Below are 25251 nucleotides of genomic sequence, written 5' to 3'. Positions count from 1 at the left end.
TCAACCATCAAAACGGGGTTCGAAGCCCCGCCACAAGAGGAGAACGGATATGATACTGAAATTTTCCACACTCGTGCTTTCCGCTTCAGCCATCGCTTTTTCCGCCGGTATCGCCTCGGCTGAACAGATAACTTTCGTTTCGCAGGGTGGCGCCTACCAGGAGGCCCAGACCAAGGCCATTCTCGATCCGGTCGCCAAACTGCTCGGCATCACCGTCAATCAGGACAGCGCGCCCGACGCCTGGCCTGTCATCAAGACCCAGACCGCGACGGGAAAACCAATCTGGGATGTCATCGATACGCCGACGCAAGACTGCATTCGCGGCGGCCAGCAAGGTATGATCGAGCCTCTTGATTTCTCCAAGATCCCCAATGCCGAGAAAATGCCCGCCGAGTATAAGAGTGCCTATTCCGTTGCCTATGAGTTCTATTCCAGCGTGCTTGCCTATAACAAGGACAAGTTCGGCGAAAAGCCGCCCCAGACCTGGGCGGATTTCTGGGACGTCAAGAAGTTTCCGGGTACACGCGCCTTGCGCAACCACCCGCTGGCAACGCTTGAGGCAGCGCTTCTCGCCGACGGCGTCCCGGCCGACAAGCTCTATCCGCTGGATGTCGACCGCGCCTTCAAGAAGCTCGAAGAAATCAAGCCCTACGTTACCGTCTGGTGGACGTCGGGCGCCCAGTCGGCGCAGCTTCTCGCCGATGGCGAGGTCGATATGGAAATGGCCTGGAACGGTCGTGTGACCGCCGTCGCCAAGGAAGGCGCTCCGATCAGCTACACCTTCAACCAGGGCTTCCTGCAATATACCTCGCTCTGTATCCTCAAGGGCGCGCCCAATCTCGAAACGGCGGTCAAGTTCGTCAATGCGGCCATGACACCGGAGATCCAGGCAAACTTCCCTGCCTATATCGATTACGGTCCGGGCAACCCCGAAGCCTATAAGACCGGCAAGATCTCGGCGGAACGCGCAGCAGAAATGCCAAGCTCGCCCGAAAACGCCGCCAAGCAGGTGCTGGTGTCGGACGAATGGTGGAGCTCGCCAGCTGGCGAGGAAGCACAGAAGCGCTGGGCGTCCTTCATCCAGCAGTAACCACCGGCCAACCGAGGCCAGTGAATTGAGGAGCGTCATTGATGACCACATCGACAAGCAATCCATCGATGCAGCATGATCGCAGGGAGCAGAGGCTGATGCTGTTGCTTCTGGCGCCGGCGCTCCTCGTCAACGTCTCATTGCTGATCGTGCCGCTTGTCTGGCTCGCCTGGCAATCGATCTGGCAGGATGGCGGGTTTACGGTCATCAACTACCAAAGGTTCCTGACCGATTCCGTCTACTGGATGACATTCCTGCAGACCTTCCGCATCGCAGTCGTCGTGACCCTGGTGACGCTACTGCTCGGCTATCCCGTCGCCTATGTGGCGGCGGCTCTGCCCCAACGCTGGAGCGTGCTTGTTCTGGCAATGGTGCTGCTGCCCTTCTGGACCAGCGTCCTTGTCCGGGCCTATGCCTGGCTCATTTTGTTGCAGAGAACCGGCATCGTTAATTCCGCCCTTAAAAATGCCGGCCTGATCGATACGCCATTGCTGCTCATCAACAACGAGTTCGGTACGGTCATGGCGACGATCCATATCCTACTGCCATTCATGGTGTTGCCGCTCTACGCCACGATGAAGAAGATTCCACCCGAACTGACCATGGCCGGCGCCAGCCTTGGCGGCTCGCCAAGTCATGTCTTTACCCGCATCTTTCTCCCGTTGTCGCTGCCAGGAATGATCGCAGGAATGGTGCTGGTCTTCGTGCTCACCCTCGGCTTCTACATCACGCCAGAACTACTGGGCGGCGGGCGGACCTACATGGTTTCGATGCTCGTGTCCCGCAATATCCAGGTTTACAACGAATGGGGTGCGGCATCATCGATCAGCGTAGTGCTGATGCTCTGCGTCTTCCTGATCTTCCGACTGGCAAGCTTGCTTATTCCGTTTGAACGCATCATGGGAACGAGGTGACATATGCGCACATCCAACCTTCTTCTTTACGGCTTCGTCGCTCTCGTTCTCGCGTGGCTGATCATCCCGATCATCATTATCGTGCCGATGTCGTTTTCGAGCGCCCGCTTCCTGACATTTCCGCCGCCATCCTGGTCGCTGCGCTGGTATGAGGCCTATCTCGGCAACGCCGCGTGGATGCAGGCCACGCGGGTCAGCCTGATCGTTTCGGTTTCGAGTGCGATCCTGGCAACTATTCTCGGCACGGCGGCGGCCTATGCGCTGAACATGACATCCTCCCGGCTGGTGCGCAGCCTGCAGATGCTGTTGCTGCTGCCGCTGGTCGTGCCGATCGTCATCACCGCCGTCGGCGTCTTCCTCGTCTATGCCCAGGTCGGTCTCCTCGCCAGCATGACCGGGCTGATTCTCGCCAACATGATGCTTGGCCTTCCCTATGTGGTTATCTCCGTTCTGGTAGGCCTAAGGAAGTTCGATGCGACGCAAGAGATGGTGTCACGCAGCCTTGGCATGAACCGGCTGCGCACCTTCTTCGTGGTCACCCTGCCGCAGATCCGCCCGAGCGTGATTTCCGGCATGCTGTTTGCCTTCATCTCGGCCATCGACGAAACCGTCGTATCGCTGTTCATTTCTGGCGGCGAATACCAGACCCTTACCAAGCGCATGTTCACTGCACTGCGCGACGAGATCGATCCCACGATCGCCGCAATCAGTTCGCTGCTGACGGCGATTTCCTTCATTCTGGTGATGCTGGTGGCGCTCAACGCTCGCAGCGCCGATCGCAAGCAAGGCAAGGTGGCATGATCGCCGATCATCTGATCCTCGGCGGCGGCTCTGCAGGCTGCGTGCTGGCGGCGCGGCTGTCGGAAGATCAGAACCGGACTGTTGTGCTGGTCGAGGCCGGCCGTAACATCGCCGCCGGCGACATTCCCGACGCGGTGCGCAGCCGCTATCCCGGCCGCGCCTATCTCGACACACGTAACATCTGGGCTTCCCTGACCTCGCTAATGGGCTATTCAGGATCGAACAGCGCGCCCCGGACAGCCCGCCGCTACGAGCAGGCAAAAATCCTCGGCGGTGGCTCGGCCATCAACGCGCTGATGGCCAATCGCGGCGCGCCCTCCGACTATGCCGAATGGCAAGCGTTAGGCGCCGACGGCTGGAGCTGGGAAGATTGCCTGCCCTATTTCCGCAAGATCGAGACCGACCGCGATTTCAGCGGTCCGCTTCACGGAACCGACGGGCCGCTGACGATACGGCGGATCACAGGCGAGAAGATATCGCCGTTTGTCGATCGCGTCATGCAGACGTTGGAGGCGCGCGGTCACCCGATCCGTCCCGATCAGAACGGCCCCTGGCAGGACGGCACTTTTCGCGGCGCGGTTGCCGTCAGTGATGCCGGCGAACGCCTGCCGACCTCGATAGCCTACCTGACGCCGGACGTCCGCCGCCGTCCAAATCTTCGCGTTATCACCGATAGTACGGCGACCCGCATTCTCTTCGACGGCGTGACGGCGATTGGAGCCGAGATCGCCGGCACCGTGTCCCAAACGATCATGGCGCAGGAGGTCATCGTCGCATCGGGCGCTATCCATTCGCCGGCTTTGCTGCTGCGCTCCGGCATCGGCCCCGGCGCCGATCTGGCGGCACTCGGCATTCCTGTCATTTCTTCGCGTTCCGGCATCGGCCGCAACCTGATGGAGCACCCTTCTATAGCGGTCGCCGCTTACCTGCCGCCATCCATGCGGGTGCGCGACCGGGCAGAACACCATGAACAGGCAATCTGGCGCTTTTCGTCGGACCTGCCGGGCACACCCCAGGGCGACATGCACGCTGCCATCCTGTCGCGCTCCGGCTGGCATTCGGTCGGTCTGCGGATGGGCAGCTTGTTCTTTTGGGTCAACAAGTCCTACTCGCGTGGGTTCCTCAAACTTGCCTCCGCTGACCCGCTTGTCGAGCCCGAAGTGGATTTCCGGATGCTGAGCGATGTGCGGGATCTGGAACGGCTGAAGATGGCCCTGCGCATGGGCGCGCAAACCCTGCGCGACCCACATATGAACTCCTATCGGGGCGTTGTGTTTCCTTCCAGCTACTCCCCCCGCGTTGCAAAAGTCGCCGTCCCCGGCGCCTGGAATGCGTTGCAGCGCGGTGTGCTGTCGGCCATGCTCGATCTTGCTGGGCCGCTGCGCGCCGCACTGGTCCACTCCGCCGTCACGCTCGGAACCACTCTCGATGATCTGCTTGCTGACGATGCGGCGTTGACCGAATTCGTTCGTCGGCATGTCGGCGGCACGTGGCATCCCTCCGGCACGTGCCGCATGGGCGCACCCGCCGATCCGATGGCCGTCACCTCGCCGTCCGGCCGGGTCTATGGCGTCGAGGGACTGCGGGTCTGCGACGCATCGCTGATGCCGTCCATTCCCTGCGCCAATACCAACATACCGACAATCATGATCGCCGAGCGGATCGCCGATTTCATCCGCAACGGGCAGTAAGCGGCGATGGAGACAGCAATGAACAATGCACAGAAATTCTACATCAATGGCGAATGGGTCGAGCCGATCGGCCGACGGACGCTGGATGTCATCGATCCGGCCACCGAACAGCCTTTTGCAACAATTGCCATGGGAACCGTCGCCGATGCGGAGAGGGCGGTTGCCGCTGCCAGATCAGCCTTTGCCTCTTTCTCCGAAACCTCGAAAACCGAGCGCCTTGAACTGCTCAATCGCATCCTCGTCATTCTCAAACGCCGCAACGACGAGATCGGCGATATCATCTCAAAGGAAATGGGCGCGCCTGTTTGCATGGCCCGCAGCCAACAGGCCGGCATAGGACTTTCGCATTTCGCCGAAACGATCAAGGCGATGGAGGCGTTCGAATTCGACTATATGCAAGGCACGACACAGATCGTTCACGAACCCGTCGGCGTCGTCGGCATGATCACGCCCTGGAACTGGCCGATCAACCAGATCGCCTGCAAGGTTGCCCCCGCCCTTGCCACCGGTTGCACCATGGTGCTGAAACCGTCGGAAATCGCGCCGCTAAACGCCATTCTCTTCGCAGAGATCCTGCATGAGGCAGGCGTCCCCAAGGGCGTCTTCAACCTCGTCAACGGCGACGGGCCGACCGTCGGCACTGTCCTTGCAAGCCATCCGGACATTGACATGGTCTCGTTCACCGGCTCCACCCGGGCCGGGATCTCCGTGGCGCAAGCCGCAGCGCCTACCGTCAAGCGGGTGCACCAGGAACTCGGCGGTAAATCCCCCAATATCGTGCTCCGTAGCGCCGATATGGAGACTGCCATCAGTGCCGGCGTGCGTCGATGCGTCGACAATTCCGGCCAGTCCTGCAATGCCCCTACCCGTTTGCTGGTGCCGATGGAACGGATGGACGAGGCCATTGGCATCGCCCGCAGGACTGCCGATGCCATCACCGTCGGCGCGCCTGCCGATCCCGCTACCGATATCGGCCCGGTGGTCAACCAGCCGCAATTCGAAAAGATACAGGAATTGATCGGCAAGGGAATCGTGGAAGGCGCCGAACTCGTTGCCGGCGGCCCGGGTCGTCCGGCTCATCTGAATGCCGGCTATTACGTCCGCCCGACCGTGTTTGCGCGCGTCACCAGCGACATGACCATCGCGCGCGAAGAAATCTTCGGGCCTGTACTGGCCATTCTCGGCTACGAGAGCGAGGACGACGCCATTGCCATCGCAAACGACACACCCTATGGGCTCGCCGCCTACATCCAAGGCGATCTCGCCGAGGCGCGCGCCCTGTCGCGCAAGTTGCGCGCCGGCATCGTGCGGATCAACAACTCCGCTTGGGATGGTGCCGCGCCTTTCGGCGGCTACAAGCAATCGGGCAACGGCCGCGAATACGGCAAGTTCGGCCTGCACGAATTCACCGAAATCAAGGGTGTTGTCGGCTACGCCGACAATGAAGCGATTTCTTAACATGAGCAGCCGAGAGACGAGGCAGCGTGCAAAACGGCATCCGCTTGGTCGACGGAAGACTGGACCATTGAGGAAGACGATATGCTGAATTTGAAAGATCCCACCCTGTTCGTCGAAAAGGCGCTGATCGGTGGCGCATGGCTATCGGCAGGGTCCGGCGCCACCGTCGCCGTCGATAATCCTGCCAGCGGAGACGTCATCGGCCAGATTCCCGATTGCGATGCCACCGACACACAGGCCGCCATCGCCGCTGCGGCGGAGTCCCTGCGGACATGGCGTCAGACCACGCCTACCGAACGGTCCCGCCTTCTGGAACGCTGGCACGCTTTGATGCTGGAACATGCCGACGATTTGGCGGCAATCATGACGGCGGAGCAGGGCAAGCCGCTGGCTGAAGCGCGTGGCGAGGTTCTCTACGGTGCGTCCTTTATCAAATGGTTCGCCGAGGAAGCGCGCCGCACCTACGGTATGACATTGCCAGCTCCGTCGGCCGATCGCCGTATTCTGCTGACCAAAGAGCCGGTCGGTGTCGCCGCCATCATCACCCCCTGGAATTTCCCCAATGCCATGATCACCCGCAAATGCGGCCCGGCATTGGCGGCCGGCTGCACCGTCATCATCAAGCCTTCGGAATTTACCCCCTATTCCGCCCTGGCGCTCGGCGTGCTGGCGCAGCGCGCCGGCATTCCGGCCGGCGTCATCAACATCGTCACCGGCCTGCCCAAGGCGATCGGCGCCACGCTGATGGCGAGCCCGGATGTGCGAAAGGTGTCCTTCACCGGTTCCACAGGCGTTGGTTCGATGCTGATGGCGCAAAGCGCGCCGACCGTCAAACGCCTCAGCCTGGAACTGGGTGGCAACGCCCCTTTTATCGTGTTCGACGATGCCGATCTCGATGTCGCTGTCGAGGCGGCGATCGCCTCGAAATTCCGCAATGGCGGCCAGACCTGCGTCTGCGCCAACCGTCTGCTGGTGCAGGACGGCATTTATGATGCCTTCGCCGAAAGGCTGGCGGCGCGGGTCAACGCCATGCAAATCGGCCCGGGCACCACGACTGGCACCGATATCGGGCCGATGATCAACGATGCCGCCGTCGCCAAGATTCGCGCCCATGTCGCCGATGCCCTGGCACTCGGAGCCGAAAATATTACCCCTCGAGAAACCCTGCCTGAAGGTAGCCGCTATGTTGCGCCGATGGTGTTGAAAGGCGCCACCACCGCCATGCGCCTCGCCAGCGAGGAAACATTCGGGCCGGTGGCGCCGCTGTTCCGGTTTCACGATGAGGCCGAAGCGATCGCCATCGCCAATGCCACGCCATTCGGATTGGCCGCCTATTTCTTCACCGAGAACCTGCACCGTTCGTGGCGCGTGGGCGAGGCGTTGGAGTTCGGCATGGTTGGTCTCAATACCGGCAGCGTGTCGATGGAGATCGCCCCGTTCGGCGGCATCAAGCAATCCGGCCTTGGCCGCGAAGGCGGTCCGACCGGAATCGAGGAATATCTCGAAACCAAGGCCTTCCATATGGGCGGCTTGAAAACACGCGCGCAATAAGTCTGCGATTGCCGAGAGGGAGAAAACCATTGGCCGAGAGAACCTACGATATTGCCGTGATCGCCGGCGACGGCATCGGCAAGGAAGTGATGCCCGAAGGTATCCGCGTGCTGGAGGCGGCGACCCGCCGCTACGGCTTCACGCTCAAGCAGAAATGGCATGAGTTCGCCAATTGCGACTACTACGCCCGGCATGGCCGCATGATGCCTGAAAACTGGAAGGAAGAAATAGGCAGGCCCGCGGCGATCTTCTTCGGCGCCGTCGGCTGGCCGGACATCGTACCCGACCACATCTCCCTCTGGGGCTCATTGCTGCAGTTCCGTCGTGAATACGACCAATATGTCAACCTTAGGCCCGTGCGCCTTATGGAAGGCGTGCCCTGCCCGCTCGCTGGCCGCAAGCCGGGCGACATCGACTTCTGGGTGGTGCGGGAGAATACCGAAGGGGAATATTCCTCGGTCGGCGGGCGTATGTTCGAGGGCACAGACCGCGAAATGGTGCTGCAGGAAACGATTATGACCCGTAAGGGCGTCGATCGCATCCTGAAATTCGCTTTCGAGCTGGCGCAGAAGCGGCCGCGCAAGCTGCTGACCTCGGCGACTAAATCCAACGGCATCGCAATTACCATGCCCTACTGGGACGAGCGCGTCGAAGCGATGGCGAAAGCCTATCCGGATGTCGGCTGGAACAAGTTCCACATCGATATGCTGACCGCCAATTTCGTGCTGAAGCCTCAGATTTTCGACGTCGTTGTCGGCTCCAACCTGTTCGGGGATATACTTTCCGACCTTGGCCCTGCCTGCGCCGGCACGATTGGCATTGCCCCATCGGGCAACATCAATCCTGGCGGTGAGCACCCTTCGCTGTTCGAGCCTGTGCACGGCTCTGCGCCTGATATCGCCGGCAAAAACGTCGCCAACCCGATTGGCCAGATCTGGTCGGCAGCGATGATGCTCGAATATCTCGGCGAGACGGAAGCCGCAGCCGGCATCATGACGGCGGTTGAGACGGTGCTGAAGCAACCCGCGCTGCGCACCCGCGATCTTGGCGGATCCGCCAGCACGCAGGCCTGCGGAAAATCGATCGCGGACGCGCTTTCGTGATACAATCGGAGACCAATGAAATGTCGAACATGATCGTCTTCGATCTGAAGAATCCCGGTATCGCTCGGGAAAGCCAAGCCCTTCCCGAACGCCTCGTCGAGGGCAACCCGTCCTACAAGACCTGGGAAAAGGACAATGTGGGAAACGGTCGAATTCGTTCCGGCATTTGGGAGGCGACGCCCGGCGCGACCCGCTCGATCAAGGGCGAGACTTGGGAATATTGCACCATCTTGTCAGGCGTCATCGAGCTTGTCGAAGACGACAAGGTACCGCGCCACCTGGTTGCTGGCGATACGTTCATCCTGCGTCCCGGCTTCACCGGAACGTGGCGAACAATCGAAACGGTGCGCAAACTCTGGGTCATCGTGTCACCATAATCTGGCGCGAGCCAGATCGCTACAGAGCACTGAACGCGTTAACCGTTTGCCTGGCGTCCTTTTATAAAGAAGTTGCGGCGTGGCACCCTGATGGTTCTTGCAGATCGGAGCCTGGCGAGCGCGTGACCAAGACAGGTCGGCTCGGAAGACACCCTGTGTCTGTGATGGTCTGTCCGCCGGTATCAAGATAAACGACACTTGTTTCGATAAAAATGTTCGTCTGCAACAAACGTCGTGGTCGCCTTGAAAGGAATCGAACCGCAACGCTACAATCAACATGAGCACTTGCCAATTAAATCAATGGCTTAACCTTTATCGAGTAACCTCGGTGGCCAGCACAAAAAGTGAGGTCAGACAAACTAAACCCACTTCCGTCTTCGAGGTCGAGCTCCAGAGCAAACATTACCAATAAAAGGTCTCGCCGGCGCGGCTGGTCTCGGCCCCTTGCGGATTAGGTTCAGCCAAGACTTCGACTACTCAAGGCTGTTGCGCTGACCGCATTTTAAGTTAGGTTGCATCAGGTTTTAGGGGGGATTGGCTTGCGCGTTGTACACATACCTTGTGGTCCGTTTGCCAATGCAAGCGAATTAAAGGCCTTCAAAGCAATCGACCAAGAGCTTCGGCGCACGGAAGGGCAGGGAACGGCTTTCGTCTTGACCAATCTCACGCATGCAAATCCGCGTGGCCAGGCCGACGAAATTGACATAGTGATCATTGGCCCGGGCGGCGTTGTGGTCGTCGAGGTTAAGCATTGGGACGCCGCCGCGCTAAAACAAAGCGATCAATCGGATCCTGCGGCCGAACTGATCGTGGCTAAGTCAAAGCGGGTAGCAGGAACTCTACGTTCTGTTGACTCACGCCTCGGATTTGTCCCTGCAGCCTTCTTGTTCACGCGCGAAACCGTCTCGCTTAAGAGTGGAAGCCAGCAGCAGCGACATCGATTGGGCGTTCTTGCTTATGGACTAAAGGACGTGTCCGATCTCATCGCCGGCCCCATCGCGCCGGGGTCAGTGGATGGCAATAAGGTCGCAAATGCTTTGGCGGCGCGATATAACCTTGCCGATGCTGCTCGCCTCAGGCGATTGGGTCGATTCGATGAGCTACGTCTCTTGTCCGACGAGCAGGATCGCTTTCAGCGCATTTTTACCGCCCGTGATCCTTGGACAGGGGACCGTGTTCTTCTTCATACTTACGATCTATCGGCCGCGCCGGCGGGCGAGGCTCTCGCACTGACTGCGCGGCGCGCCCGCCGCGAGTTCGATGTCATCCAGCGGTTTCAGAAATCACCGCATCTGCCGAGCCTAGTCGACACATGGCAAGCGGTCCCGAACTACGCCGGCGAGATGTTCTTTTTCAGCGTCAGTGACAGCGCTGCAGTCCCTATCTCGTTTTTGAAGGAGAAACGAGACTGGACCTTGTCCCAACGGCGAGACTTCGCCCAGCGTGCGTTATATGCACTGGCCGAATTCACTGGATCAACTGATGAAGCTCTCCTCCATCGGGCGCTCGACGCAGAGAGCGTTAGGGTGCGAGCCGATAATAGCCCATTGTTTGCCGGATGGCGGTGGGCGCGGCTCACGCCGGCTCAGACTTTAACCGAAGGCCAGAATGGCGACAACTTTGGTGCATTTGCCGCGCCCGAAATTCGATTGAATGGATTAGCTGCAGCGACTCCATCCTCTGATCTTTTCAGCCTGTGCGCCGTCCTCATCGAACTTTTCTCCGAGAACGAAGCCTCGGACGTTCGCGAGATGCTGCTCTTCGGATGCGATCCTGATGCATCGCGCCGTCCGAGTGCTAGAGACATGGCTGATCTCCTCAAAGAGCGTGATCCCGAACCGAGTGTGCAATCCGTTCAGCCGGAGGGCCTTTCGCCAATGCGATGGGACGAAGGATTTCGCTTCCAATGGAAAGGCTCCAACTATCAAGTGGTCTCAGTGTTAGGCCAAGGTAGTGTCGGCCGGACCTTTAAGCTTGAGCAGCTTGATAGTGAAAATGGGGAGCCTATCGGAACGTTTGTTGGCAAGGCAGTCTTCAATCCTGAGTTGGGCCCCGTTTCGCTTTCGGCCTATCAAAGGCTCCGCCCCTTGTCGTTGCGCAAGGGGCTGTCAAACGTTCTTGAGTGCTCAAGTAGCTGGAACGCGGATGAATTAATGAGCTTGCTCCGTTGGACTCAGGGTGCGCCTCTTAGCACTTGGGTCGGCGATATCGATTTCATCGCGCAGGTAGATGGAGCAGACTCTACCGAAAAGCTGGTAATTCATTGGTTCGAGACGCTGTGCCACGCACTTGATGCTTTCCATAGCCAAGGATGGGTACACGGCGACGTCAGTTTGTCGAACATCCTTGTAGATGAGGCCCAGGTTGTCCTCATCGATTATGATCTCGCGGGTCCAATCGGTCATCGGCCGCATAGCCGAGGTACCGTTCTTTACGCTTCACCTGAGCGTCGCGATGGCGGAGAAAATTTAGCTCGAGACGACGTTTACAGCCTCGCGGCAACGCTGTTCCACGCGATCACCAGTCGTCCACCACTGCTGGCAAGAGATGGGCTTGGATTGGATTGGACAAATGAAGAGCGAGCTGCCTTCCCAGTGCTCATTCCTCTTCTCGATCGAGCGACGGGCCCCGCTGACAGGCGGTTCTTGGACGCGGGAGCCGCGCTGCGGGATGTACGCCAGAGCGCGCACCCCGACAAACAATCTGCGTACACCACCGGTGCAGTAATGGCCGCTATCGAGCCGCTTCGCCCGAACGAAGTTGGGCGGGTGATGGACATTCTCAGCACGTATCCAGGGTCCCGATTCAGCAACGCAGAGACCCGTGGCCTTGACTCCGAATTTGCATTCGACACCTATGTACCGACCGCGCTTGATACGACTTTGCCGGCGGCAATCGTTGCCGGAGACGTGTCGCTAGTAATTCTCTGCGGGAATGCGGGCGACGGAAAGACGGCGTTTCTGCAACGCCTCGTCCAGACGCTCGGCGGTGAACCGCCGAAGTCAAGCGAGCGCGTGTGGAGGGGAAGCCTCGCGGGCCGGGCCGCGATGATTAATCTTGATGGCGCTGCCAGCTGGAAAGGGCAGTCGGCTGATAACCTGCTCGACGAGTTGTTTGGCCCTTTTCTCAAAGGCGCAGTAAACGATCGCAGAATCCATCTAGTTGCGGTCAATGATGGCCGCCTGATGGAATGGATCGAGCATGCCGAAATGAAGTTCGACGAAACGGCCCTTACCATCGAACTCGCAGCGGCGCTTAGTCACCATAGTGAGGGGCTTTCTCCTCATATCCGGCTCGTCGAGTTGAACAACCGTTCCCTCGTCGGCGGGCTCGACGAGGGACGTGGTCTCATCACGACCGACTTCGTCGACGAATTGGTCCGTCGCCTTGTTGGTGGCGATGCAGCCGCAAGCATATGGGCTCCATGTCATACCTGTACCGCTCAGGCCCGCTGTACGATGAAGCGCTCGGCCGACATGATGGGGGCAAGTAATAATCCGAGCATCCTGGCTGAGGGCGCCCGCCTGCGGGCAAGGTTGACCGATGCGTTGCAGACAGTCCACCAGCGTAACGAAATCCATATTACAGCGCGCGAGCTCAAGGCTGCGATCAGCTATATCCTCTTCGGTCTACTCTTTTGCAAGGACCTGCACGAAAATCCTGAGCTAGAACCCCACGATCCCGCAGACTACGCCTTCAATCCCGAGTCGCCAGCCCGACAGGGCGAATTGTTGCGTGAATTAGCGCGGCTTGACCCTGCGCTAGAGGGACATCCTAGAGTAGATCGTTATCTCGTCGGTCGCGGAGGTCCGGATCCCGCCCATGGAGCACAGCGGTTCCGCGACACAGCCGGGCGTCCGCTCCCATTGCGGAGCGCGCGACGTCGCGCTTACTTCGGCTGGTCGGCGGACCAGGTTGAGGCAGTCGGCGGCGATGGGTATGCCCTAACTCTGCGCGATGGTCGTCACGCAGATGAGTTCCGGCGCTTTCCGCTGCTATCAAGTGAGGAGCAGTTCTTGACCAAGCAGCGCCTCTGCAAAGGTCTTTCCCGCCTGGAGGCGTTGCCGGATCTCGCTTACCGTCAAGCCGATCGTGTCCCCATCCGGGTTGTGCCTCGAACTACGACAGAAACTGCTTTCTGGATCGAAAAATCACTCAAGCGGTTCGCGCTAGTTGCCGAGCGCTTTCACGCGACGGACGGGCTGGAGACGCTTCATCGCTATCTCACACTGCGCTACGCATCCGATGAAAGCGGAACCGATGAACTGCGTATACCACTTGAGCTTTATTGTTTGTTGATGGATCTCGATGATGGCGTGCAAATTCTCGATGCATTCTCTGACGACGTCTTTGCAAATTTAGGCGTCTTCACGAGCCGGCTGGCTCAGGAGGATGAGCGGGCGCTCAACGCCTGGAACCCGGCGGACGCCGACAAGGTCCACCATCTTGGTATCGAAAGTCGCCGGGGCCTCCAAACAATCCTCCTAACTACCGAGCGCGTGTAATGGCCAACGAAACCCGTCAGATCGTTGAATCTGTTTTAGGCAGCCAGATGACGACTCAAATTTGGACGAGCACCTACTCACCTGTATTCCCTTTCGTGCCGCAGGACTTTTCGGTTGGTGCGATCCTGCCGATGATGCTCTATCTATTCCGATGGGGAAATCGCCGCGGCAAGGGGAAATTCGCCGAGGCATACGGCGCTGGTTCTCCTCCAACCATCTCAACTACGGTAGCGAAACTGGTCAAGGACTCTACGATTGAAGGCTTTGATACCTCCACGGGTCGCGCGATTTTGGGGGATTTCCTACTGACGTCGATCCTAGAGAACCGGAGGCATTCGGAGTCCCACGACGAGCAAGTTCAGCGCTGTTTTGCCAATCACTATTATGCGTCGTGGATCGACCTTCCGAGCACCTCGGCAAATTTGCGCGGCGTTCCAGAAATGATCACAGCGCTGCTCAGCAACCAAAAGGACGGAGAAACCGTAGAGCCATTCGCGGAGCGTGGACGGTACCGAGTCGGCGCAAGAGTACAGGACAATGACCTTTTGGCATCGCTCGCGCCCGGCACCGAGACGACAGGCCCCCTTAAAAGCGACCTGAGATCGGACGAGCTTAACGAAGGGGTGCCACTTCCACTTGACCAGCTGGTTACGGTTCGTATAGCGCAGGGTTGCGGCGAGGCACCAGCCAAGGCGGTAGGGCGGAATAATCCAGGGCCAATCCCTAATCAGCGCCCGATCGCGGTGCGTGCAGCGGAGATTTTCCGCGAAGACCTCCTCGTTTTTCTCGACTGCTACGCGCGTGGGGGCGCAATGCCGCGAGCCGCACTTCTCCAGATGCTGGAATCTGCGATCGCGATTGGATTGACCACAATTCTGACGGCAACAGTGGAAATCATGAACCGCTGGGGCACATCCGGCGTGCTGCCGGCTGTCGCCGAGGCTCCAAAGTTTCCGCTGTTTGTAGATTGCTCAAGCGGCTCCGATCCAGCGCTTCGCGCCGCGTCCGAAGAGTCTGGGTTCCTTCTGCGACAGGCGCTTAACCGGCTGCCGGCGGTGCTGATGCACGCCCGACTCCTTGACCACTTCGTGCGGAGCGAGTCAGAGATTGACCGCAGAACCTGGCCCCCGACGTCGCCAGACGGAACTGACTGGCTCAATTTGCTCGGCTCCGTCCTAAACGGCACGCATGAGGAGGCACGGGAGGCACGGCGCCACTTTACACGAACGGCGCGAAAGTTACGCGATGCAGCAGAGACCGCCGAAGATCTCGAGCTGCGCGCCTTGCTCGGCGAAGAATCCAGTGCAAGCGATCCTGGACGCGCGCTCGCAGAAGCGTTGAGCGCCGCTTTTACGGGTTCCTCTAACAAAGGGACGGAGCGCCTGAACACGTTCTTGTCTTCGGCATTGATGATCGATGAGGTGAATGGGCTTGCAAAGCGTCGCAAAGTCACCCTTCATCAGACGCGGAAGAAGGGCCAAGGCCGCCGAGGCGATGCCCTTTCCTTTGTTCTGACCAATCCCGTTATCGAATATCTTGTCCATCGACACGTTCGCCGCACTGGCAAGGGGCGTAAAGAGCAACCTCTCTCCTATCCCGACTTTCTCCGTATCCTGCGCGAGCAATACGGGCTTTACATCGACCGGGCGCCGCCGAACCTCGGGGTGCCGAGCGATTTGCTCCAGCGCAATCGGCGGATGCTTGAGCGCCGCTTGCGGGACCTCGGCCTGTTGGTCGGCGTCAATGACGCTGAGCGCATGAAAAAGCTAAAGGCCCGGTACCGGGCTTGCCAGGACAGCCAGAAGATGGAAGACACCGATTGATGGGACCTCGCCACGCCGCCTTTTTGGCCCAAGCTATCGTTAATCGACTTGGAACTCCGAGCTCCGGCGCGGTCGCTTTCCTGCGATGTCTACCGTCGGAGCAAATCGATGCGCTAGCCGACAGCGAAGCGTTCGTCGTACCGGGCTGGACAGTCAATGCCGTGATTGACGTGGATGGCAGCAGACGGATCACAGCTGATCAAGCCGTCGAATATCGCGAGGACAAGGCTGACGCCGCACTGCTGATGGTCGATCCGCTCCGCGCCGGGGCTGGACTCGATGGCATTTATAGCGCAGGCCGCGAAATCGGCGAGGCTGAGCTTTTCGGTGAGGCGCTGAAGCTGGCGCGCAAGCCATTCTTCGGTCGCATGGGAGTGCTAGATGGGGCGGTCTGGCGTGCGGAACGCCTCGGCCGCCGCCGCCGCCTGAGTCCTTGGTCAAAGTTCGACTTCTACGTTAGCGCCAGTGATGATCCAGGCGGTGCCCTCGCTCGACTTGGCCTTTGGCCGGTTGCGAGTAAAGGCGACCCTTCGACAAATGAACTCGATATGTCGGCCGAACTTGCAGATCGCCTGCTCTATGTGAGCGATACGCGTGCGATCGCCGAACGGGTTCGCGCTCTCCAGTTGGAAGATGCAGGTAGCCGAGGCCCCGAGTTGGAGCGAGCGTTGCGTGTCTTGTCGGGTATGAGCCCCGAGGAAGCTGCGCGTCGTATCGAAGATCAGCCCGAACTCTGGCTCGGCAATCTGAAGCCGGGGTATGCTAGTGAGGAGTTACGCCGGATTCGCCTCACGCCCTGGCGTGATACGAAGGGCGGACTTTTAAAATGGTCTGGTTTGGCCAAAGCAGAGGGCGACGATACCACCCCTCGTCTAATCCTTGACCGCGCAGCCACCGCGAAAGATCGCGCACAACTGACCGTCCGATGGTCTAGCGACCCAGAGGATCTCGCGGCAGCCACTATCGACTATCGCGTATCAGTAATTGCCGGCGAAGACATGCTTGCTGAGCGTGTTGTGCTCCATCGCGATCATAGGACCCAACAGGTAGCGATCACGGTCGACGACTTCGAGGATCTCGAGGGTACCGAGAAGTTCGATGCGGTCGTAGAAGTTTCGGCTATCGGCCTGGAGCACGTAGCGCCCGTGCAGAGTGAACCATTCACCCTCGAGTTTGGCGAAACGATCAAGCAACTAACTAGCGCGTCCGGCCAGGAGGTCCGAACGCTCGTTGAAGGTGCGACGAGCGTGAGTGATCGCACAACATTTGAACAACTAGTAGCCGGGCCAGAAGCGGCCAAGCGCACTGTGGAAGATCGAAAGGGCTTTATTACCTGGAAGGGCGAAGCCTCGACAAAGGGAGCACGCGTACACCGACCCGCTTTGTTGCGAGCCATGGAGGTGGATTGGACCGCGCGTACTGGGACAATTGGTCATTGGGTCCAAACTGTTCGCGCTGATGGCTCCCCAATTGGCGATTTGGCGTTCGTAGAGCTAGAACCGGCGGATCGAAGCGCCACGACCGAGCGTGCACGGGAAGCGAGCCGCAAACTCGCCGGTGAACTTGGAAGCACCGGGTTGTTGGGCCGCGTGATAACTAGCGGCTGGTCGGTGGCTGACAATTATGTCAACGCCTGGGAGAAGGCGCTGGATGGTGGATCGCCGAATCTGGCAAGACACGGCACAATCGAAGTTCGAACGCAGTCAGGGCAACTAGTCGGCCTCCTCGTTACGCCGCTTCACCCCGTTCGCTTCGCTTGGCACGCCCATTACGATCAAGTGGTCGCGCATGCTCGATACGAACAAGGAATGTCTCAAAGTCAGATCCAAAAGGCGGTTGTGCCGATTGACTCTTCGTTCTTTCCCTTCGCGTTGCCAGGGACCGGGGAAACGCGCGGTTTCGTCTTTGCCGATGTGATCGGATTTCATACGATCGCGATGACGGTCGATGGAGAGCACGAACCCAAGGCAGCCACGGCCTTGCTCGCGGCTTGTCTCGGCGCTGGCGCAGTCTCAGCGCCTTCGATCGGTGAGGCCAGTGCTGCGGCAATCGCGCGCGAGCTGGGCCATTATCTCGATTGCTATGGTGGTGCGAATGGAGAGCGGCCCGATCTCTTGGCGATCCAGGCATGGCGGGCTGGCGACGGAATGACGGTCGCACGAGCTCTGGGAAGCGCACTCTCGGCGCGTGGATTGAACGGTGACGATGAGGCGGAGTCGCCTTTGTGCTTTAGCCTCGACCTGTTCCATGCCCCACGCTCCTCTGGCGCCGGGCAATTCCTATCGACGGTCGGCCAACGCCGTCGCGCAGGTGGCCAGGTTTTGGATCCACGGGATAGGTGGCTAGCCGAAACTGCCTCGCGGCCTGGCGAGGTACTGGTCCCGCGCCTGCGCTGGGCAAAGCAGGAAGAGCCCGAGCTCGAAGACACGGCGTCTTGGGGTAAAATGCGAGCCGCACATATTAGCTTAGCTTTCGATTTGTTTGAGACAAGCTTGGAAACGGTTCCCACCACAATGATTTCAGATGCTCGGCCCTATCACGGCTGGGGTCTTCTGCGGACGCTTGAGAGACGCGTCGTACCCGATGAGGAAATGGTTTGGATGACATTCGCCGCGCCCGAATTGAGCGGGGAGCCAAGCCCCGACAATCGCAATGCCAGTGATCGCCTACGTCGCGTTGATCGCGCGACTGCACGCTCCACCGCAAGAGCGTTGGGCGGATCCAACGAACATTGGCCCGTTCTTAAAACTCGGTTGTCGGCGGCGGATCGCCTTAGGATCGAGCGCTTGCACGAACATAGCGACTGGGTAGTCACGCTAGATCGTAACGCCGCACTGGACTATTTTGATTCCCCACAAGAGAGTCCTGATGCCTATGAGCGTTTCGTCATCGATACCGTTCCTGAACGCTCTGACCTGACGGCGATTCAACTCGTCACCTCGACGACAAACTTGGGCGCTGTTCGCGACTTGGTAGATGAGGCGCTCGGCGGTATGGGGCTGAGCAGCAGCGAGCGGAACAGCAGATTCCTCGTCAGCCAGCTGAAGGCGCTGAGTGGGAGGCTCGCTATTAGGCTTGCCGATGGCGGTACGAGGACCGGAGAATTGGTCGCTTTGGCGCTAATGTATGCACATTGTGTGGCGGCAGGCGAACAGCGGGGGCCATGGCTAAATATGGAGCAGGGTGTCCTAATCCCTGTGGACGAGATCGCCGACCACGCACCGATAGTCCAGATAGCGATGGAGGAAGGGGACAGCGCCCGCCGCGCAGACTTCATCCACGTGAGCGCGCCAAATCGCGGACCCCTGGAGTTCCGCTTTGTCGAAGTGAAGCATCGACAGCATTTGCGGACGGCACGCCAACCGGATATGCTCTCTCACATGGTCCTCCAGACTAGCGAGCTACGCAATCGCTGGATGGACTGGTTCTTTGGTGAGTCTCTGACCCCACTCGACCGCGTCGTGCGGCGGGCTCAACTTGCGAAATTGATGCGCTTCTACGTTGACCGCGCGGGCCGGCACCGACTGTCGCCTAGGGCCCTTGCGCGGCTAACAGGTGAAATTGATCAGATGGTGCTGAAGGAGAGCTATTTGCCGGGGACAGTCTCCGACCCAGATGTCGGCTATGTCTTCTGCCCAGAACACCGGACGGGTCAGGTCGAGCGCATTTATTCCGATCGCAGCGAGACCGCACTGTGGCTCTTCGGACCGACAATTCTACCAGACGAAATTGGGAATTCCGGCGGGCGCATGATGTTGCCGTTAGTGCCGGAGACCGGCGACCCGGCTGTAGACAGTGTGGTATCCGCTGCCTCCTCGTTGTCGCTAAACGGCTCTGAAGCGACAAGAGATGTGCTTGATTCGAAACCACGAGGTGACGAATTCTATCCCTTGCCGATAAGCGCAGAGGCTGCAGGCGCGATTCCCCTTGATCACGTCGAGGCGAGCGTGATCCGCGCTACCGCTATTCGCCCTGGGAGCCAATCCGACGTCGCAGGAGCCCCGAAGCCGGGAATTGAGACGTCCGACACGCCACCGGTATCCACGTCCGGGATCTCATTACCCGTCAGTGACCCGGCCGAGATATTTCTCGGGGAGACACTGACCCAAGTGCCGGTAGATTGGACGGTCTCGATCCGTACCAACCCGCACCTGATGATGGTGGGGTTGCCAGGCATGGGTAAGACCACCGCCCTAATCAACATATCCAAGCAATTGGAGGCTGCCGGCATAACGCCTGTCATATTCTCCTACCACGACGATATCGACGAGAAGCTCACCGCAGCACTCGGCCCTTTTCGCACAATTGACTTCGATGGATTGGGCTTTAATCCGTTGCGCGTCGATTCGCCCGGTCCTACAGCTTATATCGACGTAGCGGGCACTCTGCGCGACATCTTTGCATCAATCTTTCCGGATCTTGGCGAAATACAGCTTGAGGAACTGCGCGGAGCAATCAAACAAAGCTACGACGATCTCGGCTGGAACGATCGAAATAGTGATCGCCCCAACCCACCGCGGTTTAGAACATTCGTCGATATTCTGAAGTCGCGCCCGAAGCCGAACCACAATCTTCTAGCTCGACTCCAAGAGCTGACGGATTACGGTTTCTTCGATGGAGTAGACGGTGAAGCAAGCATCCTAATGGATCACCGCCCAACGCTCGTTAGAGTGCACCTGAGCACAAATGACATCGTTCAGCGGGCCTTCTCAGCTTTTGTGCTTTACAGCATCTACAAGGATATGTTTCGGCGCGGCGTTCAGAACGGCCTTACCCACGCGATCATTTTCGACGAAGCGCATCGGGCCGCAAAACTCAAACTAATTCCGCGATTTGCAAAGGAATGCCGGAAATATGGTCTGGCGCTTGCACTCGCGTCCCAGGGCGTACGAGATTTTGACGGAGCGCTGTTCGAAGCTGTCGCGAGTTATCTTGTGCTACGCGTCACCGAGGCCGACGCGCGGACCCTCGCACGAAACACCGGATCAACTGCTGAACAGCAGCGTACTACGGACCGCCTAAAGGCACTTGAGCCTTATCACGCGATGTTTTTTACTGCATCAAGCACGAGGCCGAGCATTTTGAGGTTGACCGCGTCCTGACTCAATTCGAGGGAGTGCGCGGGGTCTCCTGAGACTTCATCATGAGTTTCAGCGGTGGCGGACGTTGGGATGGCCGCAGTCGCCGGCAGGCGAAACCTTTGCATTCCCGGCGTCGTCGGAAATCTCTGAACTGTTGCACGCTGTCGGATTACCTCGCACTATTTCTGTACCCCAAGGCGCTTCACTATTGCGATAAAATCATCTATGAGAAGGTAGATAACTATATGCACCTATATGCATTGGCGGACGTGAATGGCTGGTTTGTTGAGCACTGCGGAAGTGGCGGAACGTGTGGGAATTCATCGCGACACGCTTCTGCGCTGGTTGCGCCAAGGTATCGTGCCAGAGCCGTCGCGCGACAGAAATGGCTGGCGCTCGTTTTCAGAATCCGATGCCAATGCCGTCCTCGCCTACGCCACTCAAATCAAGTCATCTAGTGGAGCTGTTACCTCCCCAGAGTTTTCGAAAGCCGACTTTACATTGGATCAACTAGACTGGGACTTCGCTGGCGCGAAGACAAATTACCTCACGCACTCCATCCATCCGTATCCCGCCAAGTTTATCCCGCAGATTCCCAACGCTCTTATTCAGGAGCTCTCCAAAGTGGGAGATACCGTCGGAGATATCTTCTGCGGGAGCGGCACGACTCCTGTGGAGGCACTCACCCTTAAGCGACACGCCGTCTCGCTAGATGCAAATCCTCTCGCTTGTTTGATCACGACCGCCAAGACTAGCGCGCTGACAGACGCGGAATTGGAAATCTTGTCCCGCCTCATCGACAAGGCTCAAATTATGGGTGAGAACTTCTCGACGGCTATCGAGGAGGAGCTGTTTCCCCGTGAGCTTTTCAAGTCTAAAGCGTGGCGGCCATCATTCAATAAGCTCAATTTTTGGTTTGCAGAGCACATCATAGAAGAGCTGGCTGAGATCCTCAGCTGGTGCAGGGAAATAAGAGCATCGGCTGCCCGAAATGCCGCATTAACGGCATTCTCAGCTATCGTTGTTGCGGTCTCGTGGCAGGATTCTGATACTCGATACGTTCGACGCGACAAAAAACTTCCCAATGGGGAGGTGTTCAGAAAATTTGCAAAATCACTGGCGCAGGTTAGGCGAGCTGTTGCTGAGTTGTCTGATTTGATTGAGCCGCGGTTCAACAACGTCATCCAGCAAGCAAACTTACTGGATCGCCCCCACATACCCGTTTTGGATCTTATGGTGTGTTCACCTCCATATCCTAACGCTTTCAGTTACCATCTTTACCACATGACACGCATGATTTGGCTTTCTATGGATCAGCCTACTTTCAAGCAGAATGAGATAGGAAGTCATCGAAAGTACAGCAGTCCGGGAAAAAACGCGGCAACAGCCGACACTTTTCGTACTGAGTTCGCGCGTATTCTTGAATGGCTCGCAGGTTTCCTTAAGCCGGGCGCTCACGCTTGTTTCGTTGTTGGTGATTCCACCCTCAAGGGCGAGATCATTAAGAACGCGGATCTAATATCCGAGATTGGCGCGGCTAGCGGATACCGCGAGGTAGGACGGATAGTCAGAACTATTCAGGCTACAAAGAAGTCGTTCAATCCCGCGATCGGCAAAATTAAACAAGAGGACATCCTGGTCCTTGAGCACACTGGGGGCGCGAGATGAGAACCGTCACATGCCGGATTAAAGAATATATCCAGCCGTTTGAACGGGTTCTCGCTCTGAAAGAGTTAGAGGCGATCACTAAGTCATCAGTAATACCTGTCATCAATAGTGACGTCCCGCTAAGCGTCAACGTGCAGACGGACGTCTCGGTCTCTGAGTTATCGCAAGCGCTCGCGTACTGGGAGATTGTTGAGGATGATGAGGAACAACGCGTGACTGACCAGTCGCTGCGGGAAGCCACCGTGAACGTAGTCCGAAATGGGATTGACCTTGAGCAACTGAGAAAGTCGCTGCCTTTCGGAGATCAGGTTGCTTTGCCAAATCGTCGTTGCCTTCGCTACGGCACCCACGGCATACATGAATATCGGGGGAAGTTTTTCCCGCAGCTTGTCAGGGCGCTCATCAATATCTCTGGCACCTGCAAAGGTGGAGTTGTCCTCGACCCGATGAGCGGGAGCGGAACTACAATCGTAGAAGCTGTCCTTAGCGGCTGTGAAGGCTTGGGGCTTGATATGAACCCCTTGTCTTCACTTTTGGGACAGACGAAAACTGATCTTTTATCAGCCGACCCGCAGCGGATCGTTGTAGAATATCAGAAAATTCGATCTACGTTGCTGGAGCCTGAGCCTCATATCCTGCCTGTCCTTAGCTACCTAAATACACTTCCCGAAGCAGATCAGAAATATCTCAAGCAATGGTTCGCCGAGGAGGTTCTTGCTAGCCTAGATGAAATAGCGGAACTGGTACGAGCGACTGAATACGCTCCAGCACGCAATCTCATGCTGATATCCCTAAGTAACATAGTCCGGTCCATCTCTTGGCAGAAGGATGACGACCTCCGAGTACGGAAAGACATACGTCTTGATGTCGAGATCGATCCCAAAAAGGAGTTTTTGGAAGAGCTTGGTCGTTCGGTCCGAGCTGTCCTAGCATTTCTATATCAGGATGGCGGCCGCCCTAAGCCGAAACACACGATAACGCCGGGCGATGCAAGAAAAGCGGCAGAGATTTTTTCCGGCTACAAGGGGCGGGTCGATGTGGTCATCACATCTCCGCCGTACGCCACCGCGCTACCATACCTCGATACGGATAGGCTGAGCCTATATTATCTGGGTTTGTTGGAGAAGTCCGATCACAGGCGTAGAGACCTAGAGATGATTGGAAACCGAGAAATCGGTGAGCGTAACCGACTCGCATATCTTCAGGATTTTCGTGAACGAAGCGCAGAGCTGCCCGACAGCGTTGTCACGCTCATTAATCGCATTGATACAGCAAATCGAACGAGTAACGCGGGCTTTCGTCGCAAGAACCTATCGGCGCTCTTGGCAAAATATTTCTTTGACATGAGAGAAGTGCTGCAATCGACGCTGGAGCTTCTAAAAACGGGTGGGCACGCGTATCTAGTCGTTGGCAACAACCATACCGTGGCTGGCGGAGAACATGTCGATATCGCTACAGCATCATTGCTTTCAGATATTGGGGTTTCGTTGGGCTTTGTAGCATCCCCCTCTATATCAATGGAGATGCTATCTTCTCGGGATATCTTCAGAAAGAATGCAATGAAAACTGAAGAGATCATCTGCTTGAAGAAGCCAGATTAGAGGTACCCGAATACCTTAAGCGAGTTCCGAACGGTATTGTCGCATCTGGCGAGGTAGTCCACATGCTTGGGGCTGCCCACAGGTACGATATCGACATAGTAGGAGAAGCCAGCCTCTCCGGTGCTACGCTCGATGTACAGAATGTCACCGATAGATCCAGCTGTTCGGAGACTTTCACTACGCAGACGAAGATCTCTTTTCAGGGGATTGTACCACAGGTGGACAGGAATAATTGCCCCGCCCAGACGAACCATTACGCCAGCTCGGTCCATTTTTCCACGACCTTCGCCGTCCTTTGCTTTGTCCCAGTCCGGGTCTGTAACGAACTGATCTGGCCATCCCCAGAATAGGGGATCCATATTGCGAGCGGCAAGTGGAATAAAAATTTCAGGCGATCTTCTTGTGGTGCCTTCCGAGGTCTGACCAACGCCGACATCAGTCTTTTGAAGCGTCATCAGGAAGACGGTGTACTGGCCGGGCTGCGCCGCAACCGGCGGACTGACTTCTACTTTCAAACCCGGTTCGTCTTCTGGCTCGTCTTCTAATTCGTCAAGTGCGTCAGCAGATTTCACGACCGGGGCAGACCGCACGGCGTGGCGGGCAAAAAGCGATTGCTCGCTTGTCGCTAAGCGAGCTTTCCCGGACGAGGACCGGATCTGTAGTTCGTTAGGGACAAAGCCTTCCGCGACCAAGCGCTTCAGTAACTCCGCGGTGAGGACGTAACAGAGTCCCTCGGCCGGTTGGCTCCAGACACTCAGGGTCGCCAAAATCGCATTGTATAGGGCCGCATCAGGTTTCGAATTTAAATCAAGCTTGGTCTTAAGGCTTGCCTCATAGTTTGTGAACAAGCCGCCTTCAGTTAGGTTTCCTGATCCAACGACGACCTCGGCCTCATTTGCATTGGCAAACAGATACACCTTCGGATGAAATGTCGAGCTATTCGCATTCTTAAACGCGAACAGAGAGGTAGATCCCTCCGTCGCTTCAATTAGATCAGCCAGGCCCTCGGACGAGGTGCCTCCAGCGTCAATACCTGCCGTAATCTTTATGGTATGACCCTTCGCATGAAACTTCGCCAAGTCTTCACGGATGTGTTTGGTTCCTGAACGCTTCACAAACGCAACAGCTGCCCGAAACTCTGTCCAGCGCTCATCGCGGAAGCCGTCTCGGAGAAAGTCGCCGATTCTAAATTCGTGATCGGGATGTGCAACAAAAGATGGATTCATATTCCCTGCCCTTCTTGGAGTAGGTTTACTTAGGACTGAATGCTTAAAAAAGCTGCAAGGCTGCGTTGTAAACTTGCCGGCCGAACCGACGTTCTCCCTGTTTGTTGAGCTGTGAGCCAATGGCAGGTGCTTACACATTAGTGCACCCAGGCATTTTAAAAGCGCATTACGCAGAGTCACCGTGAATCAAATGTGCCGACGAACTCGGCCGGTGCGCCGGGATGAGGGTGGAAGCACAACTCGATGGGAACGATCGGCCCGTTGACTTTTGTGACAATCTCAATCGCTCTGGTGATCAGACGTTCTGGAAGTTCGCCATAGAAAAGGTAAATCGCGCGAGGCGACGGTATTCAGATAGCGTT

Annotated in this window: 14 protein-coding genes; 13 read left to right on the top strand and 1 reads right to left on the bottom strand. The window is 57.8% G+C overall.

Annotated elements, in window-relative coordinates; translation table 11 throughout:
- The first annotated feature begins 49 nt into the window (after positions 1–49).
- The 13 genes from NE851_RS08020 to NE851_RS07960 all read left to right on the top strand — a co-directional run bounded on the left by NE851_RS08020 (position 50) and on the right by NE851_RS07960 (position 23663).
- Positions 50–1090: an ABC transporter substrate-binding protein gene (locus tag NE851_RS08020; protein WP_130790854.1), complete on the top strand. Its 1041-nt coding sequence runs from the start codon at positions 50–52 to the stop codon at positions 1088–1090.
- 41 nt (positions 1091–1131) lie between these two features.
- Positions 1132–2004: an ABC transporter permease gene (locus tag NE851_RS08015; protein WP_254956458.1), complete on the top strand. Its 873-nt coding sequence runs from the start codon at positions 1132–1134 to the stop codon at positions 2002–2004.
- A 3-nt stretch (positions 2005–2007) separates the two neighbouring features.
- Complete coding sequence (locus NE851_RS08010; protein WP_130784860.1) at positions 2008–2805, top strand: ABC transporter permease; 798 nt, start codon at positions 2008–2010, stop codon at positions 2803–2805.
- On the top strand, positions 2802–4496 hold the full coding sequence (locus NE851_RS08005; RefSeq protein ID WP_027686906.1) for a GMC family oxidoreductase: 1695 nt from the start codon (positions 2802–2804) through the stop codon (positions 4494–4496). Before NE851_RS08010 ends, NE851_RS08005 begins: the two co-directional genes overlap by 4 nt.
- A gap of 18 nt (positions 4497–4514) precedes the next feature.
- Complete coding sequence (locus NE851_RS08000) at positions 4515–5954, top strand: aldehyde dehydrogenase family protein (RefSeq protein ID WP_254956455.1); 1440 nt, start codon at positions 4515–4517, stop codon at positions 5952–5954.
- Positions 5955–6035: 81 nt separating this feature from the next.
- Entirely contained in the window at positions 6036–7505 is a 1470-nt protein-coding gene (locus NE851_RS07995; protein ID WP_064653357.1) for an NAD-dependent succinate-semialdehyde dehydrogenase, read from the top strand.
- An 89-nt stretch (positions 7506–7594) separates the two neighbouring features.
- Complete coding sequence (locus NE851_RS07990; protein ID WP_254956991.1) at positions 7595–8608, top strand: tartrate dehydrogenase; 1014 nt, start codon at positions 7595–7597, stop codon at positions 8606–8608.
- Positions 8609–8628: 20 nt separating this feature from the next.
- Complete coding sequence (locus NE851_RS07985; RefSeq protein WP_064653359.1) at positions 8629–8985, top strand: cupin domain-containing protein; 357 nt, start codon at positions 8629–8631, stop codon at positions 8983–8985.
- Positions 8986–9497: 512 nt separating this feature from the next.
- Entirely contained in the window at positions 9498–13490 is a 3993-nt protein-coding gene (locus NE851_RS07980; protein WP_254956428.1) for a protein kinase domain-containing protein, read from the top strand.
- Positions 13490–15313 carry a methylation-associated defense system protein MAD7 family protein gene (locus NE851_RS07975; protein WP_246647855.1) on the top strand — a complete coding sequence of 608 codons (1824 nt, stop codon included), beginning with the start codon at positions 13490–13492 and terminating at the stop codon, positions 15311–15313. The genes NE851_RS07980 and NE851_RS07975 overlap by 1 nt, the downstream gene beginning before the upstream one ends.
- A 161-nt stretch (positions 15314–15474) precedes the next feature.
- The gene (locus NE851_RS07970; RefSeq protein ID WP_254956423.1) at positions 15475–20415 is read left to right on the top strand and encodes an ATP-binding protein; all 4941 of its coding nucleotides are present in this window, start codon (positions 15475–15477) and stop codon (positions 20413–20415) included.
- A gap of 252 nt (positions 20416–20667) precedes the next feature.
- Positions 20668–22062 carry a DNA methyltransferase gene (locus tag NE851_RS07965; RefSeq protein WP_254956421.1) on the top strand — a complete coding sequence of 465 codons (1395 nt, stop codon included), beginning with the start codon at positions 20668–20670 and terminating at the stop codon, positions 22060–22062.
- Positions 22059–23663: a TRM11 family methyltransferase gene (locus NE851_RS07960; protein ID WP_254956419.1), complete on the top strand. Its 1605-nt coding sequence runs from the start codon at positions 22059–22061 to the stop codon at positions 23661–23663. Before NE851_RS07965 ends, NE851_RS07960 begins: the two co-directional genes overlap by 4 nt.
- Here NE851_RS07960 and NE851_RS07955 read toward each other — a convergent pair.
- Positions 23660–24889, bottom strand: coding sequence for a phospholipase D family protein (locus NE851_RS07955; protein ID WP_254956417.1), 1230 nt, complete (start codon positions 24887–24889; stop codon positions 23660–23662). The genes NE851_RS07960 and NE851_RS07955 overlap by 4 nt on opposite strands.
- Positions 24890–25251 lie beyond the last annotated feature (362 nt).

It is taken from the genome of Rhizobium anhuiense bv. trifolii (assembly GCF_024346605.1).
Lineage (GTDB): Bacteria > Pseudomonadota > Alphaproteobacteria > Rhizobiales > Rhizobiaceae > Rhizobium > Rhizobium anhuiense.
The sequence above is the reverse complement of the archived record's forward strand: the minus strand, read 5'-3'. Positions and strand labels throughout refer to the sequence as shown.